The sequence below is a fragment of the Nocardiopsis sp. FR4 genome, assembly GCF_009830945.1.
Lineage (GTDB): Bacteria > Actinomycetota > Actinomycetes > Streptosporangiales > Streptosporangiaceae > Nocardiopsis.
In genome coordinates this window covers 52,562-71,689 of the sequence record NZ_ML776455.1, presented here as the reverse complement: position 1 = coordinate 71,689, position 19,128 = coordinate 52,562, and the positions used below count along the sequence as shown (strand labels likewise).

14 protein-coding genes are annotated in these 19,128 nt (G+C 67.2%); 12 read left to right on the top strand and 2 right to left on the bottom strand.

Annotated elements, in window-relative coordinates; genetic code table 11:
* Positions 1 to 16: 16 nt before the first annotated feature.
* The gene (locus FYW95_RS02545) at positions 17 to 958 is read right to left on the bottom strand and encodes a type IIL restriction-modification enzyme MmeI (protein ID WP_160049931.1); all 942 of its coding nucleotides are present in this window, start codon (positions 956 to 958) and stop codon (positions 17 to 19) included.
* A 259-nt stretch (positions 959 to 1,217) separates the two neighbouring features.
* Between FYW95_RS02545 and FYW95_RS02540 the strand changes: the two genes are divergently transcribed.
* From FYW95_RS02540 to drmC, 4 genes are all read left to right on the top strand, one after another.
* Positions 1,218 to 2,003: a tyrosine-type recombinase/integrase gene (locus FYW95_RS02540; protein ID WP_160049930.1), complete on the top strand. Its 786-nt coding sequence runs from the start codon at positions 1,218 to 1,220 to the stop codon at positions 2,001 to 2,003.
* 254 nt (positions 2,004 to 2,257) lie between these two features.
* On the top strand, positions 2,258 to 5,962 hold the full coding sequence (gene drmA / locus FYW95_RS02535) for a DISARM system helicase DrmA (RefSeq protein ID WP_160049929.1): 3,705 nt from the start codon (positions 2,258 to 2,260) through the stop codon (positions 5,960 to 5,962).
* Positions 5,959 to 7,986 carry a DUF1998 domain-containing protein gene (drmB, locus tag FYW95_RS02530; protein ID WP_160049928.1) on the top strand — a complete coding sequence of 676 codons (2,028 nt, stop codon included), beginning with the start codon at positions 5,959 to 5,961 and terminating at the stop codon, positions 7,984 to 7,986. The genes drmA and drmB overlap by 4 nt, the downstream gene beginning before the upstream one ends.
* Complete coding sequence (gene drmC / locus FYW95_RS02525; protein WP_160049927.1) at positions 7,961 to 8,728, top strand: DISARM system phospholipase D-like protein DrmC; 768 nt, start codon at positions 7,961 to 7,963, stop codon at positions 8,726 to 8,728. The genes drmB and drmC overlap by 26 nt, the downstream gene beginning before the upstream one ends.
* A gap of 320 nt (positions 8,729 to 9,048) precedes the next feature.
* Here drmC and msrA read toward each other — a convergent pair whose 3' ends face one another.
* On the bottom strand, positions 9,049 to 9,732 hold the full coding sequence (gene msrA / locus FYW95_RS02520; protein ID WP_160049926.1) for a peptide-methionine (S)-S-oxide reductase MsrA: 684 nt from the start codon (positions 9,730 to 9,732) through the stop codon (positions 9,049 to 9,051).
* Positions 9,733 to 9,874: 142 nt separating this feature from the next.
* Between msrA and rarD the strand changes: the two genes are divergently transcribed.
* The 8 genes from rarD to FYW95_RS02480 all read left to right on the top strand — a co-directional run bounded on the left by rarD (position 9,875) and on the right by FYW95_RS02480 (position 19,120).
* Entirely contained in the window at positions 9,875 to 10,798 is a 924-nt protein-coding gene (gene rarD, locus FYW95_RS02515; protein ID WP_159941403.1) for an EamA family transporter RarD, read from the top strand.
* A gap of 122 nt (positions 10,799 to 10,920) precedes the next feature.
* Positions 10,921 to 11,796 (top strand): flagellar associated protein, encoded by an 876-nt coding sequence (locus FYW95_RS02510; protein WP_160049925.1) that lies wholly within the window; start codon positions 10,921 to 10,923, stop codon positions 11,794 to 11,796.
* A gap of 194 nt (positions 11,797 to 11,990) precedes the next feature.
* Positions 11,991 to 13,367: a BTB/POZ domain-containing protein gene (locus FYW95_RS02505; RefSeq protein ID WP_159941401.1), complete on the top strand. Its 1,377-nt coding sequence runs from the start codon at positions 11,991 to 11,993 to the stop codon at positions 13,365 to 13,367.
* 175 nt (positions 13,368 to 13,542) lie between these two features.
* Positions 13,543 to 14,976: a DUF6177 family protein gene (locus FYW95_RS02500; RefSeq protein WP_160049924.1), complete on the top strand. Its 1,434-nt coding sequence runs from the start codon at positions 13,543 to 13,545 to the stop codon at positions 14,974 to 14,976.
* A 205-nt stretch (positions 14,977 to 15,181) separates the two neighbouring features.
* Positions 15,182 to 15,493: a hypothetical protein gene (locus FYW95_RS02495; RefSeq protein WP_159941399.1), complete on the top strand. Its 312-nt coding sequence runs from the start codon at positions 15,182 to 15,184 to the stop codon at positions 15,491 to 15,493.
* Complete coding sequence (locus FYW95_RS02490; protein WP_159941398.1) at positions 15,490 to 15,864, top strand: DUF6507 family protein; 375 nt, start codon at positions 15,490 to 15,492, stop codon at positions 15,862 to 15,864. Before FYW95_RS02495 ends, FYW95_RS02490 begins: the two co-directional genes overlap by 4 nt.
* Positions 15,861 to 18,278: a hypothetical protein gene (locus tag FYW95_RS28690; RefSeq protein WP_160049923.1), complete on the top strand. Its 2,418-nt coding sequence runs from the start codon at positions 15,861 to 15,863 to the stop codon at positions 18,276 to 18,278. Before FYW95_RS02490 ends, FYW95_RS28690 begins: the two co-directional genes overlap by 4 nt.
* Positions 18,278 to 19,120, top strand: a complete 843-nt coding sequence (locus FYW95_RS02480; protein ID WP_159941395.1) for a hypothetical protein — start codon at positions 18,278 to 18,280, stop codon at positions 19,118 to 19,120. Before FYW95_RS28690 ends, FYW95_RS02480 begins: the two co-directional genes overlap by 1 nt.
* Positions 19,121 to 19,128: the final 8 nt, after the last annotated feature.

Here is a 19,128-nt window from a genome sequence, read left to right as displayed (position 1 = left end):
TCCCCGTGTTTGCACCTTAGGCCTCCCCAGTGTGTTCCCCCTGGTGGCGGTGATGATTGAGTTCAAGAAGGCGATCGAGCATTTCAACTTCGATGGTGGGGTCGATGGCGTAACGGAACCCTTGCCGAGTCTCCCGAAAGTCATGCCTAACGTCCAAATCGTGCCAGCCATACAGATCTGCAACTGTGTGGTCGATTAGCTCATGAACTTTCCGAAGTAACCACAGATCTTTGCTTTTTTGCATAGGGTCGTGGAATGAATTATAGAGCTTTGTCAGTCCCTCGCCCCTCTCTGTCATTAGACCTCCCCTAATTCCATGAAGAGTTGCACCTAGATCTGCAAGGCGAGAATTAAGTTGCGGATGAGGAAGTGTTTCGTAGGCGTCAGATGGGGAGTAGTTAATATCAGACTTCATCGTTGATGAGTTGCGCCATGCCCACCTGGAGTGAAAAGAGCTTGACATAAAGGCGAGATATTCGTCTTTATCGACTGCAAAAACACCTATCTTGTGGGATAGAACCTGACGGCTGGATGTCCAGGCTGGCATAAGTGTCTTGCTGACGAGAGCTACCACCAGAACACGGTCAAGACCCGAAATAGCCCGGTAGAGATCGAGTGTGGGACGCGTGAAGCGCCACCATAGCTCCCGGCGTTGACGGTTGCTGTTCTTTGCTCTTACGGGCTTCACGAGGCGTTCGACGATGTCGAATACTTCGGAGTAGCTCCGCGCCCGTTCCTCGGACCAGTCGTGGAAGTTGATCACCCACCGACTCGCCGAGCAGTCAGGACGCGAGTTGAGGTCCTCTCCGTTGAGGTAGGGGAAGAGGACGTCCTTGTTGCGGGGGTCACGCTCGATCAGCTCCTGGGCCTGCTCAGGCTCCAGAATGAAGCCAGTGCCCAGGACATACGATCCGATAAATGACCGCCTACGGTTGGCTACCAGACGGATGCGATCCATCTAACGATCGCCCTACCGATGCCGCTATCCTCCCTGTGCTTCGACAAGAGAAATATCGAACAGCAGTACTACACCACGGGCGTACCGAGGAGTCGGCAACCGACTTCACCCTCTCCCCACATCAGTCAACTCCAGAGGAAAATTTCCAGAAATCCCTGGCAGAGAGTGCTACATCAACGAATTGACATTCCCTCTAACCCTGTCTAATATCTGCAATACAACACCAGTCATACCCCCACGAACAGCCAAGGATTGCGGTATGGTGATCGAAAAGTATGCTGCGTCCCAGCGCGCAGACGGTTACGCCTACAACACCATCCGCGCTCGAGTAAACTGCATCAAAGCGATCGCGAAGCATTCCGGGTTGGCGCCTAACCGAATCCGTGCAGAGCACGTACAGGAATATTTTTCAACGCGCTTCCTCACGAGTTGGACTCGACGCACCTACCTCAATCATCTCTCGTCCTTCGGCAAATGGCTCGGCCGAAATCTCATCGACGGCCTTCGAAAACCTCCGGCTCCTCGCGCCACTCCTGACCCCATCGCGGAACGCGACCTCAAGGACCTGCTTCGTTCCGCCACCCGCCCCGATCACAAGGCCTGGGTACTACTCGGCGCCTTCTGCGGGCTGCGTGCGCATGAGACAGCCAAGCTGTCCGCAGAGGATCTTCATGATGCCGGGGACGGACAGACAGTCCTGCGTGTGGTGGGTAAAGGCGGGCGTACAGACGTCATCCCCGTACCACCCGTGGTACTTGCCGCCCTCAAAGAAAAAAGCGGCGGACGATTCTGGCCCGAGCTGCGTCCGGAGAAGGTCTCGCGCTCCATCTCACGGATTGCGGCCGCCATCGGAGTGAAGATACGCTATCACCAGCTCCGCCACCGTTTTGGAACCGCCGTCTACCGGGCCTCCGGGCAGGATCTGTTGTTGACCCAGCGGCTTATGCGGCATGCGTCTCCCGCGACCACCGCTGGTTACGCAGCGGTCGCGGATGACCGCTTCCAGGTAATCGTGCGAGATCTCCCGGGTGCTCTCGCAGCGTGACCGTGCTCGTGTGGACTTCACCTGGGAGCAACTCCAGCGTGAGTTTGGGTACGGGCACCTTCATGCTCAGGATTCTCCTGTCGCTGCCACACGATACCGTCGTGCGAAGTGATCGCGTGGAAACAGCACGACGACATCCGAATCAGCAGGTGGAGCCGTCGCGCCGGACCCTAACGGAACCCTCTGCGCGTCATAGGAGCCATCCGGCCGGTTCTGGAGAGGCCCAAGCCGAGTCCAGGTGAGGAGCATGCTGAGTGACCGTCCCCCACCCTACGCACGAGCCGTCCTACCCGCTTGCCTACGAGCCGGATGAACGGTCTTGGACGGCTCGAGAGAACCTGGCCGACATCCTCGAACGGGAACTGCTTGGGCCGGCCGGAGGCCCGGAGGAGCTTCTGGAGGGCCCACCGGACGTGGCGTATCTCGTCGGTCGGATCGCTCCGTCCAAGTTGGCCGTCAGCGATGACGACCCGCAGGATGCCGACGCGAACGATGCAGCCACCGATGTCGGTGACGCCATAGCCGCAAGCAAGAGCCGGGGCGTGCCCGTCACCGCGGTGGAAGAGAGCGGCAAGGGAGCGGGCGATGACGCTGAGGCCGAGGACCAACCGCAGCAACGGGGGTTGATGATCCCCGCGTCGATGGGCCTGCGCTACCAGATCCCGTACGACCTCGAGTCGTTCACGGTGACCGCGTCGTGGGGGCTGTACGAGCCGGTCAAGATGGAGTCCGCGGACGTTGACGGTCCACGTGGCCGCCGCTACAAGCGCACGCCCGTCGATATTGCGACGAAGGTTTCCGTTGCCGAGCTCAAGGCCGGTACCACGACGGAGCTCCCGTTGAAGGACAAGGTCGTACTGCGTGTCGATCGACACGATGACGAGTCCCGAGGTTGCCTGATCATCGAAGTAGCTCTGTGCAACGACCGGGAGACACCGCGCAAGATCCCGGTCGAGGCGTGGCTCTACCAGACCAGACTGGCCGTAGACGCCGGTGGAGCGGAAGCGTTCCTTCCCGTTTCCGACCCGTTGGAGGAGACCCGCCTCGAGCAGGACGACGAAGAGCTGCAACGACTGGACCTGCAGTACCGAGACCGGCTGGAATTCGCCGTCGGGCGCACGTGCTCGGTGGATTGGCGGGTGAAGGAGGGCGCACGGCGAGCCAGCGGAGTGTGGACGACGTGGCTGCCTACCCATCAGACACCGCAGACCACGGCGGAGGAGATTCACGAGGCACTGCTGGACATGACCCAGCTCGCCACAGCGGTCCCAGAGCAACTGCGGGCGGGGCTGAAGCCCATTCTGGATGGCTACACAGCCTGGCTCGACGGAGAGGAACGTCGTGCTGAGACACTGCCGGAGCACCTGCGGCAGGAGGGCTTGGCGGCCGTCTACGAGGCCCGCAAAGTACAGCATCAGCTCACCGAAGGCCTGGAACACCTGCTCGACGACGATGAGGCATTGCGCTGCTTCCGGTTCATGAACCAGGTGATGGCGGACCAACGCGTGCACACCCAGGTGGCTGAGTATCGGGCCAAGCACCCGCAGGAGGACATCGAGCAGGCTCGCACAGCAGTACTTGACGGGAACGGCGCGAAGGCGCATTCGTGGCGCACCTTCCAGCTGGCGTTCATCCTGATGCAGTTGCCGCTGCTGACCCATCCGTCGTCGGAGAACCGCTCCGGTGACCTGGCCAAGGCGCAGCTGTTGTTCTTCCCCACCGGCGGTGGCAAGACAGAGGCGTACCTGGGGCTGGCCGCCTACACGTTCGCGATCCGGCGGCGGCAGGGTGTCGTGGAGACCTCCGACGGCCCTCTCGACGGTGGCGCGGGTGTGGCCGTGCTGATGCGTTACACGCTGCGTCTGCTCACGTCACAGCAGTTCCAGCGTGCGACCGCCCTGGTGTGCGCTGCCGAGCTGGCACGCGCTGCGGATCCAAAGACGTGGGGAGAGGAACCGTTCCGCATCGGACTGTGGGTCGGTACTGATGTGAGCCCGAAGCGGTTCGGTGACGCGGAGGCGCAGCTGGAAAAGGCCAACAACCGCCCGGGGCACCGGCTGACAGTGCTGCAGATCCAACGGTGCCCCTGGTGCGGGAGCAAGATCAGTGCGCGGGATATCCGGGCGGTCAAGGCGACCCGTCGAGTACACGTGTACTGCAGCGATGAACTCGCCGACTGCCCGTTCGCCGAAGGCGGCGAGGTGACCGAAGGGCTGCCGGTCCTGACGGTGGACGAAGAGATCTACCGGCTCGCTCCGGCGTTCGTCATCGCCACCGTGGACAAGTTCGCCCGCCTAGCGCGAGAGGGTGAGGCTGCGGCCCTGTTCGGCTACGTGTCCCGGCGCTGTGACTGGCACGGTTACGTCCACCAGGATTCGCAGTACTGCGAACTGAGTGACAGCGGTAGGCACCGGGCCAAAGACGGCCTGTCTGCTGGAGGCCTCCGTCCCGTGGCACGGCTACGTCCGCCGGATCTCATCATCCAGGATGAACTACACCTGATCACAGGGGCGCTCGGCACGACAGTGGGTCTGTTCGAAGTAGCAATCGACGTGATGACGTCCTGGCATGACTCAGAAGGACGGGCGGTCCAACCACTGCTGGTCGCCTCGACCGCGACGGCCCGAAACGCGACCGACCAGGTACGGGCTCTCTACGGGCGTGACGTAACGATCTTCCCGCCGCAAGTGCTCGACGCTGGGATGACGTTCTTCTCCAAGGAGGAATCCGTCTCCGAACAGTTCCCCGGTCGACGGTACGTGGGCATCAGCACGACCGGGGTCCGGCTCACCACGGCGGAGATCCGCATCGCCGAAGTCCTCATGGCCGGTGCGCAGTTGCTGCTCGATCGATCCGGCAGGGCAGCCGACCCGTACATGACCCTGGTGGGTTACTTCAGCGCTACTCGCGAACTGGCCGGTATGGCCCGCTACATGGGTGACGACATCCAGACCGCGCTTTCCAAGCGGCGGCCGTGGTCGTTGCTGCCGCGTCGGAGCGGCACGGAGTTCGGCACGCTCAACACCGCCGAGTTGACCTCCCGCGTAGCCAGTGCCGACATCACCGCCACGTTGGATCAGATGGCGGTGACGTTCGATCCGGAGTTCGACTCCGCTTCCGGCAAACGGAAGATGCAAGAACTGCGCGAGGCCCGAAAACCCGTGCCCAGTCGCGAGGCGAACCCGTACGACGCGGTCCTGGCCACGTCGATGCTTCAGGTCGGTGTCGATGTCACTCGCCTGGGACTGATGCTCGTGGTCGGACAGCCGAAAAACACCGCGGAGTACATTCAGGCCTCCTCACGCGTGGGGCGCGCCGCGAACAGGCCCGGTCTGGTAGTCACACTAGGCAACTGGGCGAGGCCGCGTGACCTGGCACACTTCGAACAGTTCCGCCACTACCACGAGACGTTCTACTCCCGGGTCGAGGCGCTGTCGGTCACTCCGTTCTCGATCACTTCCCTGGAACGAGGACTGGACGGCGTACTGGTCAGCGCTGCACGGGTACTCCAGGCGACCCGGCGTGAAGGCCTGTCACCTGAGCGGGGTGCGGGCAGGATCGAGGAGGAGCGCGACTTCGCCGAAGGGTTGATCGACAAACTGGTGCAACGGGTGAAACGCGCGTCCAACGACGATCCGGCCGACCGTGCGCGCCGACGCCTGCACAACCGACTCGACCAGTGGGAGAAGCGGTGCCGGTACCTGGCGAGCCAGAACAAGGGCCTCGTCTATGAGCGGGTACCGGACAAGGCCCACTTCGATCCGCTCATGATCAGCGCGGAGAACGCCCGAGCAGTGACGGACAGCAAGGACACCCCACCGTTCGTCGTGGCCAACTCGATGCGTGAGGTGCAACCGGAGATCAACCTCCTGGTGAGCCCAATCAAGGAAAACCTGGTCTTCACCGAGCCACCCGGTACTCCGGCATGGGAGTTCGCTCCGCCCGAGGAGGAGTCATGACCGCCGAACCGATGGATGTGCGTTTCCTCTACGACGCGTCCAACACCGTCGACCCTCTGGGCGACGCAGAGAGGGAATCCGACGCAGGCCGCAAGCACAACCGGGCCAAGGTCGGCTCGGGACGCCCGTCCTCGCTGCTCTACACCTACGGTCCGGGTGCCATCATGGACCTACCGCAGTTCACGATCATGCCCTCCGGACTCGACGACTGGGAGCGGATCTGGCGTCGACGTGACGGTGTTCCACAGATTCGAGCACCGCGGTTGCGCCAAGCCGTGGGCTCGTTGCTGGGGTCGCGGGACGTCGAACTGCGACCTTTCCCGTGGCAACCGAAGAAGACGAGTCTGTCAACCGAGGGCAACGACCTGGGCGTACCAGCGCGTGTCTTCCCGCAGTGGCTGCGCTGCACTGGATGCGACATGCTCGGCACGTTGCCGCAGTTCGACTACCGGAACACCCATCCCTACCGCACCGACCTGGCCTGCTTTGAGCATGTCCGGTGCACCGGCCGCGCCGGTGCCCGAACCCGCAAGCCGAGCCGTCGCACCGCTGTGCCGGCCCGCTACCTACTGGCCTGCGTCAACGGTCACCTCGACGAGTTTCCCTACAACTTGTGGGTCCATCAAGGCCAACGATGCGACAAAGCGGAGTTCCCGGCGCTGAAAATGGTCGATCGTATGGCGGGTAAAGGCGCCTCGGCCGTGATCCGCTGCGAGTCCTGTGGTCTGCGGCGACCGATGAACGAGGCCCAGGGCGAGGCTGGCAGGTCCAAACTGCCGAGCTGCCGTGGTCGCCACCCGCACCTGGACGCGTTCGAACAGTGCGGCAATGACACCAGGTTGATGCTCGTCGGTGCCTCCAACCTCTGGTTTCCGGCCACAGAGTCGATCATCGTCATGCCGGAGTCCACAGAGGAGCGTAGAAGCGACCTCGCCGACCAGATCCGCGTCGCCTTGGGTGTGAAGCTGGCGAAGTACCGCGATGACCTGGAGACGATGCGGGACGTGCTGGACGGCAAGGTCGACGTCACCGACCTCTCGGACACCGAACTGGCTGAGACGGTCGCAGCGGCCGATGCCCCGCCCGTGCCCGAGGCGGGCCAGGAGGAGCGTGCCCGCACTTGGGATCCCGTGGACCTACTCGTTCCCGAATGGCTGTATCTCCAGAAGGAGGTACCCGGACCGGGGGTCGAGGATCCGGCGAGCGGTCTCACACTCTCGAAGCGGGAACGCGGATCGAAGCTGCCAGAGCAGATCACTCGCGTGCTCGCGGTGGAAAGGCTGCGCAAGGTCAACGCACTGATCGGTTTCACCCGGATCGACGCCATGGACCGTGTCGGTGACCTGCCCCATCGTCTCGTCCCGTTGACCCGTGCTCCCCGACCCTCTTGGACCGTCGCCACCGAGGACCGCGGGGAAGGGATCTTCCTGCAACTCGACGAGCAAGCGGTCGCGAAGTGGGAGAGCCAGGTTTGTGGCACCGGCATCTGGAACGCACACAAAAAAGCCCACCGACGCAACTTCCACCGGCGTTTCTCCGAAACGGCCATCGAGGTTGATCCAGATGACCGTCTTCGGCCGCCACGCTACTGGCTCGTGCACACACTGGCCCATGTCCTGATTCGCGAGCTGGCCATGACCTGTGGCTATTCAGCGGCCAGCCTGAGCGAACGCCTGTACGCCTGGCCGGAGACCGAGGAACGGTCGGCTGCCGCTGGCCTGCTGATCTGCACCACCGCATCGGACAGTGACGGGACACTCGGCGGGCTCGTCCAACTGAGCGACCCCGCCGAGATGCAGGGAGTCGTGTCAAGAGCTCTGCGTCGGGCGGCTCGGTGCTCCTCGGACCCGATATGCGCGACACGTACTCCGCAGAACCCCGAAGACTTCCTCCACGGAGCCGCGTGCCACTGCTGTGTCATGGCCTCGGAGACCTCGTGCGAGCGGGCCAACCGTTTCCTCGACCGCCGATTCCTCATCGATCTGCCCGGGAGCGACTTTGGCTTCTTCGGACAGACCGGTTGACGCCGCTGCGGCGAGGAGGCTCGGGCAGTTCCTCACCGGTACAGAAGCCCGGGAGCTGGCCAACCGACTCGCCGATGGCGCCACTCTGACAGCCGCGCTTAGGGCGGTCGCCGTCGGACGTCGCTCGGAGGTACGGGCGCTGTTGGAAGGCGCCGCAGGATCGGGACCGCCAGACACAGGCCTGTTGGTGACCATGTTGCGGGCGGTCGAGGGAGCGCGGTCGAAAGCCACCGCCCTGGACCCGCTGTGGACCATGCCCGGCCACCTGGCACAAAGCGGGCCTCTGACCAGCTCCGTCGCTCACCTCGTCAACAACGCGCGCCGGTCCGTCACCTGCTCGACTTTCAACTTTCAGCGGTCGTCCGGGCTCTGGAAGGCCCTGCGTCGAACAGCGCGCCGTTCAGAGGTCGAGGTACGGGTCTATCTCGACACCCGAGCGGCCGACCTTCATCCGAAACGCTGGTCACCCACCACAACGGAAGTGGCCGCGCACCTGAGTCCAGGCGTCGTCCTGCGAACGAAGGACTTCGACGGAAACCTTGTCCGCAACCATGCGAAGTTCCTGGCCATCGATCACCGGTTCCTTCTGGTGACTAGTGCCAACTTCTCGTGGAGCGCGGAACACGGCAACGTCGAGTTCGGTGTGCTCATTGACGACCAAGGCTTGACCGAGTCCGTCGAACGCGAGATGTACCAGGTAGAAGACCTGCTCTACGAACGCGTCCTCGCGCCTGAACAGTAGGGCCACCCTAGACGGTGCCGAGCATCACATATGAGCGAGCCTCTCGTGTATGCAAGCTATTGCTTCGTGGGCCGCCAAGGCGCGTAGAACACGAGAGTATGGCGCAAGCTTCTTCCGTTATCCCGGCACTCGCGGGTGTACCGGCGAATCCAGCCATGCTGAAGGTACAGACGCTCGCATACGGCGAGCAGTCTCCCGCGAGCGATGCCCACGGCGTTGCTGTCGACCGTTGGTGCCCCAACCATCATTGAATGATGGCTGAGCCATCACTCAGCCATCGTTCGAACGTGCGCGGGCGTACTCGCACGTACTCCGTCGTACTACTCGGCCGCGTGACCCGAGGACGCATCGTCCGAGGTCACGACACCGATCGGGCAACTGGCACCGGTTCCGCCGATGCCGCAGTACCCGTTAGGATTCTTCTGCAAGTACTGCTGGTGGTAGTCCTCGGCGAAGTAGAACTCGGCGGCCGGGGCGATCTCGGTGGTGATCGGCCCGTAGCCGGACCGGGTCAGCACCGGCTGGAAGGCGTCGCGGCTGGCCTCGGCCGCGGCGCGCTGGGCGTCGTCATGGTAGAAGACCGCCGAGCGGTACTGGGTGCCGACGTCGTTGCCCTGGCGCATCCCCTGGGTGGGGTCGTGCCCCTCCCAGAAGACCTTGAGGATCTCCTCGTAGGTGATGCGCTCGGGGTCGAACACCACACGCACCGTCTCGGTGTGGCCGGTCAGGCCCGAGCACACCTCCTCGTAGGTGGGGTTGGGCGTGTAGCCGCCCGCGTAGCCCACCGCGGTGGTGATGACGCCCCGCTCGGCGCCCAGGCGCCAGAACATGCGCTCGGCACCCCAGAAGCAGCCCATCGCCACGTCGGCGATCCGGCTCCCCTCCGGGTAGGGCGGGGTGAGCCTGGTACCGAGGACGGTGTGCGCCGCGGGTTCCGGCAGCGGGGTGTCGCGGCCGGGCAGGGCGCGGGCTGGATCGACCATGGTCGTCTTTCTACCGAACATGGCTTCAGGGTATCCGCGGGAGGAGAGCGGCGCGGGGGCCGGGCGGGGGCTGTGGACAACCGGGGGCGGGAAGAACTTACAGGACATGCAGAAATATTCGTCCTACCATTGAGGCGTGCCGGAATCCACCCGTATCGCCCCCGTGACCGAATCCAACCGCGGTGTCGCCTTCGGCGCCTCCGCCTTCTTCCTGTGGGGCGTAACGGCCCTGTACTGGCCCCTACTCTCCGCCGCCGCGCCCGCCGAGATCCTCGCCCACCGCATGGTCTGGTCGCTCCTGGCGATGTGCGTGATCCTCCTGCTCACCCGCCGGGGCTGGTCCTGGTTCCCCGCCGTGGTGCGCAGCCCCCGGCGGCTGCTGCCGGTCGTCGCGGCGGCGGCCCTGATCTCCGTCAACTGGTGGGGGTTCATCTACTCCGTCTCGATCGAGCAGACCCTCCAGGCCTCGCTGGCCTACTTCATCAACCCGCTGATGTCGGTGTGCCTGGGCGTCCTGTTCTTCGCCGAGCGCCTGCGGGCCACCCAGTGGACCGCGGTCGTCCTGGGCGCCCTGGCCGTCGTCGTGATGGCCGTCGGCTACGGCGTGGCCCCGTGGCTGTCCCTGCTCATGGCCTCCTCCTTCGCCGCCTACGGGGCCGTGAAGAAGTACGTCGACCTGGACGGGACCCAGAGCCTGACCGTCGAGACCCTGGTGATGTTCCTGCCCGCGCTGGGCTTCGTGGTCTACCTGGAGGCCACCGGGGCGGGCACCGCCCTGTCGGTCTCCCCCGGCCACACCGCCCTGCTCGTCGGCGGCGGGTTCGTGACCGCCGTGCCCCTGCTGCTGTTCGGCACCGCCGCCCGCATGGTGCCCCTCAGCGTCATCGGGATGCTCCAGTACATCGCCCCGAGCATGATGTTCCTCATCGGCTGGCTCGTCCAGGGGGAGGAGATGCCGCCCGCCCGCTGGCTGGGCTTCGGCCTGGTCTGGCTGGCCCTGTGCGTGTTCGCCTGGGACCAGCTGCGCGACAGCAGGTCCCGCTTCGTCCTCCGCGAACGCGCCGCCAGGGGGGAGGCCCCGCGGTGACTCCGGGTTCCCCGGTCACGGAAAACCCAAACTACCCTCTGTGACTCTGTGCTAACGTCAGGTCGCGAGTCGGGGTTCCGCCCCGGCTCCGACCAGGCCGCACACAGCCGGAGGGCCCCGCCATGCCTCGCACCAGCCGAACGGCACGCGCCTCGCGCGCGGCCGCGGCCGTGTGCCCGCTGGCACCCTCCCTGTTGCTCCTGCCCTTGGTGGTCGGCGCCTTCCTGGCCGGCCTGTGGCTGCTCGGCGCCGCCCCCGCCTCCGCCCAGGACGGCAGCCCGTTCGGCGGCCGCCTCGGTACCGGCGCGCTGGCCGGGGGCTCCCTCGGCGAGGGCCCGCTGACCCACGCCGTGCTCGGCGGCGGCCTGGACACCTCCTCTCTGGACCTGCGCGACCCCGGCTCGCTGGAGGAGGTGGTCCCCGGCGAGGTGGCCGAGCCGGTCTCCAGCACGCTGGACGGTGTCCAGCACCGCCTGGAGCAGGGCGCCGAGCGCACCGCCGCCGGAACCGCCACCGTCCTGCCCGAGGCGCCCTGGCCCGTCGACGGTGTCGGCGAGGGCGCCCGCCGGGTGGTCCGCGAACTCGACCGGGACCGCACCGAGGACGTTCTCGCCCCCGTGTCCCCGCCGAAGGCCGAACCGGACCCCGCGACCGCACCCGAGGAGCGCTCCGGGCAGGAGCCCCCTGCCTCCGGCGCCCCCCGGCGGCCCGCGCCCGTCCGCACCTCGCACACGGTCCTGACGGCCCTGCCCGCGACCGAGACCTCCGTGGAGACCGCCGAGCCGGAGGCCGCGCCCGCGGTCCCCGCCTCCTCCACCGTGCAGCTCACCCCGGGTTCGGCCGCCCCCGGCGGCGGCGCCCCGGCCCCCGGGATCGCGGGCTACCTCACGACGGTTCCCGTCGCCGCGCCCGCGGCCGACGCCGTCCTGCTCGCCGCGCACGCCCTGCACCCCGTGCCGGGCGGTCCGAGCGACGACCCCACCGTCTCGCCCGACTAGGACGGTCCCCGCCCGGACCGTTCCCAGCCCCGGCCGTCACGACGCCGCCTCTCTGGGAGCTGACGTGAGTCCCGTGCCCGCGCACGGCGCTCACGCCAGCCGGTGGTCCACTCCGGCTCCGGCCGCACGCGCCCCACGCGCACGGCCGCACCGCAATCCACTGATCCAGATCACGAACTCCGGAAGGAAACCCCATGACGCAGGTCAAGCGCATCCCGGCCAGGTCCGTCCTCCTCGCCGCCGGAACGGCGAGCTTCGTCGCCCTCGGCAGCGGAATCGCGGGTGCCGAAGCCCTCCACATCCCGCTCCCGGACGTCGCGCCCCTCCAGGAGGTGGCGCCCCTCGTCGAGCGGGCCCTGGTGGAGGGCGTCGCCCCCACCGTGACCAGCCTGGCTCCCGAGGGCGTCGGGCCGATCGCCGACAGCGCCCGCTCCGAACTGCAGCAGAGCGCGCACGACCCCGCCAAGCCCGCCCCCGACCTGTCCGCGCCGCTGCCCGACGGCGAGCCGGTGCGCACGCCGCTCGGTGAACTGCCCAACCCGACCTCCGACCTGGCTGACGCCGTCGCCGGTGTCCAGGACGCCACCGGCCTGGACGGCGACCCGCACGACACCGTGGGCCACGACCTGGGCCGCTCCCTGGAGGAGGGCGGCCACCGGGCGGGCTCCGCCGTGGAGGGGATGGCCGAGGGCGCGGGCGAGCGCACCGAGGCCACCGCCATGGAGGTGCTGCCGCACACCGTGGAGTCGGTCTACGGGCTGCGCGAGCAGGTGGACCTGCCCAAGGTCGACGAGGTCGTCCCGCTGGCCAGCCCCGAGCGGCTCTCCGAGGCCGCGCCGCTGCCCGACACCTCCGACCTGACCTCGGTGACCGGCGGCAACACCCTGTCCCTGAACGGCGAGCAGGCGCCCGCCCTGGGTGACACCCTGGGCATGTCCGCGCCCGTGCACCAGAGCGCGGCCGGGCCCGTCGCCCCCAACATGTGGGACATCGCCTACATCTTCGGGATCGAGACGCCCGACGGCGTGCGGGACCTGATGTCGCTCACCCCCCTCACCGACGGCAACTCCGTCAGCCTGGGCGAGGAGGAGGCGCTCGGCATGGTCGGACAGCGCAACCTCGACGAGCCGCTCACCACCCTGCCGCAGTCCTCGCCCCAGAACCCCGGCCTGGGCGACCTGGTCGGCACCCTGCTCAGCGGCGACCTGGAGCGCGAGGGCTTCAGCACCTTCGGCATGGAGCCGCTCAACGTGGACGGCCCCCTGGCCGACCCCGGGCTGCCCCGCCTCTCCGGCACCGGCGTGCCCCTCGTCGACGACGCGGCCGACTCCGTCTCGCCGCAGCTGGCCGACGCCGGTCTGCCCGTGGCGGTCGAGAGCGTCGACACCCAGACCGCCGAGGACCTGGTGGCCGAGCTCGGCCGGGGCACCGACCTGCTGAACGACATCGACACCAGCGACCTGCTCTCGGTCTCCGGCGGCACCGCCCCGCAGGAGACCCCCGCGGGCATGACCCAGCACCCGACCTTCATGGACCTGCCCGGCTCCGAGGCCCTGCCCGCCGTGAGCTAGCACCCGCCCCTCCCACGCAGCGACGGCGCCGCCCCTCCGGGCGGCGCCGTCCGCGTGTCCGCCGCCGGACCCCCGGGCGGGCGGGCGCGGCACGTTGGATACCCTCGTCGCCGGAAACGCCACGGTCCGTGTCCGCCCGCCCCGGCGGCACCCCCACACCAGACCGGGAGGAACGTTGAGCTACGACGCGGTGGCGCTCGTGGCGGGTGAGCCCGCCCTCGAAGCGGTCGCCCGCGCCCTCGGGGACGTCGATCCCGGCCTGTGGCTGCACGGGTACGAGGGCACCAGCCTCCTCCGGGTGTGCGACGCGGAGGAGAGGCTCCTGGCCACACTCGAACCGGGCCGGTCGGTGGGCTCCCCGGGCGAGGTCGGCCGCCTGCTCGGCGCGGAGGTCCAGGCGCAGCTACCGGCCCCCTGCTGGTGGGTGGAGGTGCGCGCCCGCCCGGACCGCGCGGGGCGGGAGGTGGCGCACCGGATCGCGGACGGGCTCGTACTGCGGCTGGGCGGGCTGGTGTGGACCTCGGGCGGAGCCGACTTCGGCCTGTGGGAGGACACCTCCCATCCGGCCGTCGAACGCGCGACTCCGCACGCGGTGCTGGTGGCCCAGGACCGCGAGGTGGTGCCGTTCTCGTCCTGGCTCGGCGACGTCGTGGCCACCGGCGGCGGGAGGAGGCGCCTCCAGGTGCTGACCCCCGAGACCTCGCGCCTGACGTACGGGCTGTGGACCTTCGTGACCGGCCCCCTGGGCCTGTGGGTGGTGCGCGGTGCGGACGGCGGCCACTACGACGGGGTCACCGGACTACCGCTGACCTGGGACGACCAGCAGGGCTTCGTGCTCCGACCGGAGGAGGCGGACGGCTCGGGGGGAACCGTCACCCCGCCCGGGGAGGGGGTTGGCATCCGGGCCCCCGAGGCGGCTCCGGGCTTCCTGGACGCCGCGCCCACGGGGGTCCAGCTCGCCCTGAACCTGTCGGTGGTGCACGAGGACCGGGACGGCCTCCTCCTCGGCCGGGCCGCGGAGGTCCTCGCCGAGTACGCCGCGGGTCCCCCGCCCGCCGGTTGGGGGAGGCACGAGCCCGCCCTCATCCCGTGGGACCGGGAACTGCTCACCCGGTCCGTCCGGCACCGGGCGCCCCGGGCCGCGCTGTCGTACTTCTCCGGGCCCGGAGACACGGGCCACCCCTACTCGGGTCAGATCCGCGTCACCTGGAGCGGTGACCGGGTCAGGGAGGAGGTCTCCATGCTGGTCGGCTTCGGGAGCCAGCGGGAGGCCCGCCTCCGCGCACTGCCCGAACTGGTGACGGCGCTCGCGGGTGAGCGCCTCCTGGACACGTTGTGGGCCAGGAGGTTCGCCGGTCGCGGCGACACCACCCACGAACCCCGCTGGCGCGGCCCGGGAGTCCCGCTCGGGCTCGCGATCGGCCCGGAGCGGTTGAGCCTGGTCGGCAGGGAACGCGCCGAGGCCGGACCGCTCCGGTGCACGCTCCTCGGGGAGGAGGGCTCCCCCGCTGCCTGGTACCCGGTCGTGGCGGACCCCGAGAAGCCCATGCGGGCCGTCGAGGCGGCGAGGGCGCAGTGGCACTACCTCGCCTCGTCCGCGAGGGGTTAGCGGGCCCGGGAAGCGCACCACGAACAGAGATGTGATGTTCGACACTCATGGATTCCCTCGATCACATGCCACCAGTTCAGGGAAACGGGCATGCGGTGACGCGGAGCGAATCAACCAGGACCAGGAGCAACCTCGAACCCTCTTCGCTCATCCCTCCTTATGGCACAGGCAGACGATCCCGACGTGGTGAAGACAGGAGCCGTGCGTGAAGTTCCAGTTGGTCGAACCAGGCGACGGGGACGCCTCCCCCACCGCAGAGGGCGTCCCTGAGCAGCCCTCCTCCCCGGCCCCGAACCCGGTGGCCGCTCCGAAGCACTCCGGTGACGCCGACGCCCGCCTCCCCGTCAGGCGCCGCCTGGACCGGGCCGCCAGCGGCGCACGGTCCTCCCTGGCCGAGCTGAGGGCCGCCGCATCCGCGCGTGTCGCGGCGACCGCGCACACCCCGGTGGAACCAAAGGCCGCGGCGGTCTTCCACCCCCACCGGTTCTCCCCCGAAGCGGGAGGTGAGCCCCGATGAGCACGTGGAACATCGACGTCGCCGGGGTCTCGGTGGTCCTGACGGTCTTCAGCGACCAACTGGGCATCGAGGGCGGCGGGCTGGCGGAGACCATCGACTCCACCGCGGACGGGATCGACATGGCGCTGGACAACGCCAAGAGTCCGCCGGTGGAGATCGCCCTGGCCGGCCTCTTCGAGCACTACACCGGCGAGACGGACGGCATGTTCCTCAAGAGCCTGTCCTGCCTCCAGGGGGCCAGTGACGCCACGCTCGCCTACAACGACGGCCAGCACGAGATGGCGCTCGAGGCGCAGAGGACCGCCGGGGACGTCTCCGCCCTCGGCCTGGAAGGCGGCGAGGAGCCGTTCACCATGGGAGGCCCGAGGTGAGCGAGTCCGGAGGCTTCGAGCTCACGGAAGTCCCGAGCGGCGTCGGCCTGAACCCGTTCACGCTCCTGGCCCCCGACACGATCCCCTACCCCGAGACGGACACCTGGTCCCTGAACTTCGCGGCCGAGACCCTCCGCAGCGGCGGGGAGGAGCTCGCGGGCGGGGCCGAGGACATGCGCTCCACCTGGCGGGGCCTCCAGGCCCACTACACCGCGCCGGAGAGCGAACAGCTCTTCGCCGCGATAGACCCCGTGGTGACCCGGGGGGAGGGCGTAGAGTCGGACCTGGGCACCGTCGCCGCCGCCTTGGAGGACCTGGCCGAGGCGGCCAAGACCGCGCGCCGGAAGCTGAACACCCTCCGGATCGAGGCGCAGTCCTTCTGGAACGAGCACAGCGGCAAGAAGCTGTGGTTCTGCGGTGAGGACGAGGAGACCGACGACACCCTCATCGAGGAGAACCTGCGCTGCAAGTGCGAGGTCAACGCGGCCTGGTCCGAGTTCAACACGGCCGAGGTCGACTGCGCCAACAGGATCTCCGCCGTGTACGGCGGCCAGGCCTTCGCGACACCCGACAGCGCCACCGGGAGCGACCGGGAACTGGTCTACGGGACCTCCTCCCACGAGGGCGAGTTCCCGGAACTGGACCTCACCAGGGGAACGGCCTTCTGGCTCGCCAACTCGGCCACCGCGTGGGCCGGTGAGGAGTTCGACCCGGCCGACGCCGACTTCGGCTCCCGGGTGGGACAGGCGGCGTGGGACACCCTCGCCGTCGACCTGGTGTGGGGCACCGCGGCCGGGATGGTCATCCAACAGGGGTACTGGAACCCCCACACCGGTTGGGCGACCAACCCGGGCCACAGACAGTTCAACCGTCAGCTCGCCGCGTACGAGACGGCGACGGAGGGGCTCGCCTACGCCGGACTCTACGGTCAGGACGGGTGGCTCTTCGATCCCCGGAGCAGCGAGGCCCACGGGGGAGCGAGCTGGGGCACGTGGTGGGGCAACGTCACGGAGGCCAACCTCCTCGGGGACCTCGTCGAGGGGTACACCGGCTGGTCCGAGGAGGAGAACGACCCCGTCTACGTGACCTCCCACACCACCATCAACACGGCCCTGCTGCTGCTTCCCGGAGGCGGCGTTCTCAAGGGCGGCGGGGGTCTGCTCAGGCTGGGCACGGGAGGGGACGGCCACGGCGGTCCGCGCCTGCTCGAGGACTTCGGCTCCGGGAGCGACTGGCCGGACGCGTCCGACAACCGTCCGGGAACCGGTTCGGGCAGGCCCCTGTCGGAGGTCGTGGAGGAGGGGACGACCCCGACCGCCGAGCGCTTCGGGGACGTCCTGGGCGGCTTCGACTCCCCTCTCCTGAACCAGAAGCCGGACGGCCCGGGCACCCCCTCCCCCAGTCCCACCCCCGACCCCCCACCCGCTCCCCAGCCCTCTCCGACCCCCCAGGGTTCCGGGCAGAGCGGAGGCTCCCCCTCCCCGGAGCCCGCCGCGCCCTCGCCCAGCCACGAGCCGAGTCCCCAGGACTCAGGTAACAGCCGTCCCGGGGACAACGCCACCAACCAGACGAGCACCGAGAGCGGCACTGACGTGCCGGCCCCGGCCACCAACCCGCTCGCGGACGATGGGCGCACATCCCTCAAGGATGAGAGTGCCGATGAGGGAACGTCGACCAGTGCTGACAGAACAGATGGCTCGGATGCGGGTACCTCTGAGCACAGAGATGACGAGACACCCGAGCGCAGGCCCGAACCCGCTGCCGGTGGCGACAGCGCCGGAGGCGGCGGTGACGATAGGAAGCCGCCAGTAGCCGGCGGAGATGACGGAGGCGACGACGAACTGCCTCCGCGGGACGGAGAACCCGGATCCGATGAGCAGGACACCCACAACAGCAGTTCGGACGAAGCGAAGGACGAGCCGTCCAACCAACCACAGGAAGCACCTCGAAATAGCAACAGCGGCTCAGGGCGCAGAGAGTGGCAAGCCCTACCTGACATTGAGGGTCCCGCGAGAGGCAAGGTGCTGCGGGAGCCCCATCCGCGACACACTATCCGTGGAGTGAAAAGCGGAGAGGTCAAACCAGAAAACAGCCTCATTCTGCCGGACTTCATTGGGGAAGTCCGTTCCGACATCGAGTCCATCTCCAGAGGAGATGCTTCTTTCGACCACGAAACACAACGGTACGAGGTGAACGGAAGGACTTACGGAATCGAGCCCTCCGGCACCGTGTTCCCCGCCTCGGGGGAAGGCATCCTGAACCTCAACAGGATTGAGTACGATGCACTGAAACAAATACTTCGAGCCGGTGGAAACTTTGACAGAATACGGGTCATGTTCGAGAAGAACCCAAAGTTCAAGAACAACCCAGATGCCGTTGAGCGCGCAAGGAAGATCTACGAGGAGTACGGTTGATGTACAATCTCCTACTACAGGGAAATATGAAATCATCAGCCATCGGAGAAGTGATTGCCGAGTCCTTTTCTGTTCCGTTGTCAGATGTTGATATATCCCATGAAGACGAATTTGATTCGCGAAACTGGGAAGCCCGCGTCTTCTGTGACTACTCGCCCCGAAGGGGAGACGTGTCCTGGGCCCTGGACATCTACACGAATGGCGATCCGGACATCCAGCCAACGGAGGAAGATCTCGCCAGAGCAATATCCCGGTCACTCGGCAGTGTGGTTCTCTTCCCACCCAAGGAGAAATTCCCCAGCCTGTGGAAGGTCGCGACACCCCGGGGCGAGGTGAAGTACGCACGGATCCGGGAACCCGAGGAAGCCGAGGGGGCTATCAAGGTGACAGACGTTGAGATCCCCGTACCGGAACTTCCTGGTTCCAGGGTTTCCAGGTTCCCGGAGGTCATCAGGGAAGTCCAGATCCCAACGCCGATCGTGGACTCGTACCTCCCCCGGGGAGCAGAAGGCGAACTCAAGAAGCTTCGCAGCCTCTCCGTCAACTGGGAACGCCTGGCGGCCCGTATGGCATCGGGGTGGCCGCCGTTCTCCTGGTATCCGGAAAGAATGTACGAGGAGGACCTTGTTCTCCGCGATAGACTCCAGCAACTCGCAGAGGTGGCAACCACGGCAGAGGGCAGCCCGGCCCTGGAAATGCTCGACAAACTGGACTCCTTGTACAGACAGGAGACAGTCGATGACGGCGGCCGAGCACTGGCGGAAGCATGTGGGTTTCCCGCCAGCGAGCTCACACAGCGTCCCTGGTACTGGAAACGCCGACCGACCAAGCTGCCTTGGTAAGGATGGGC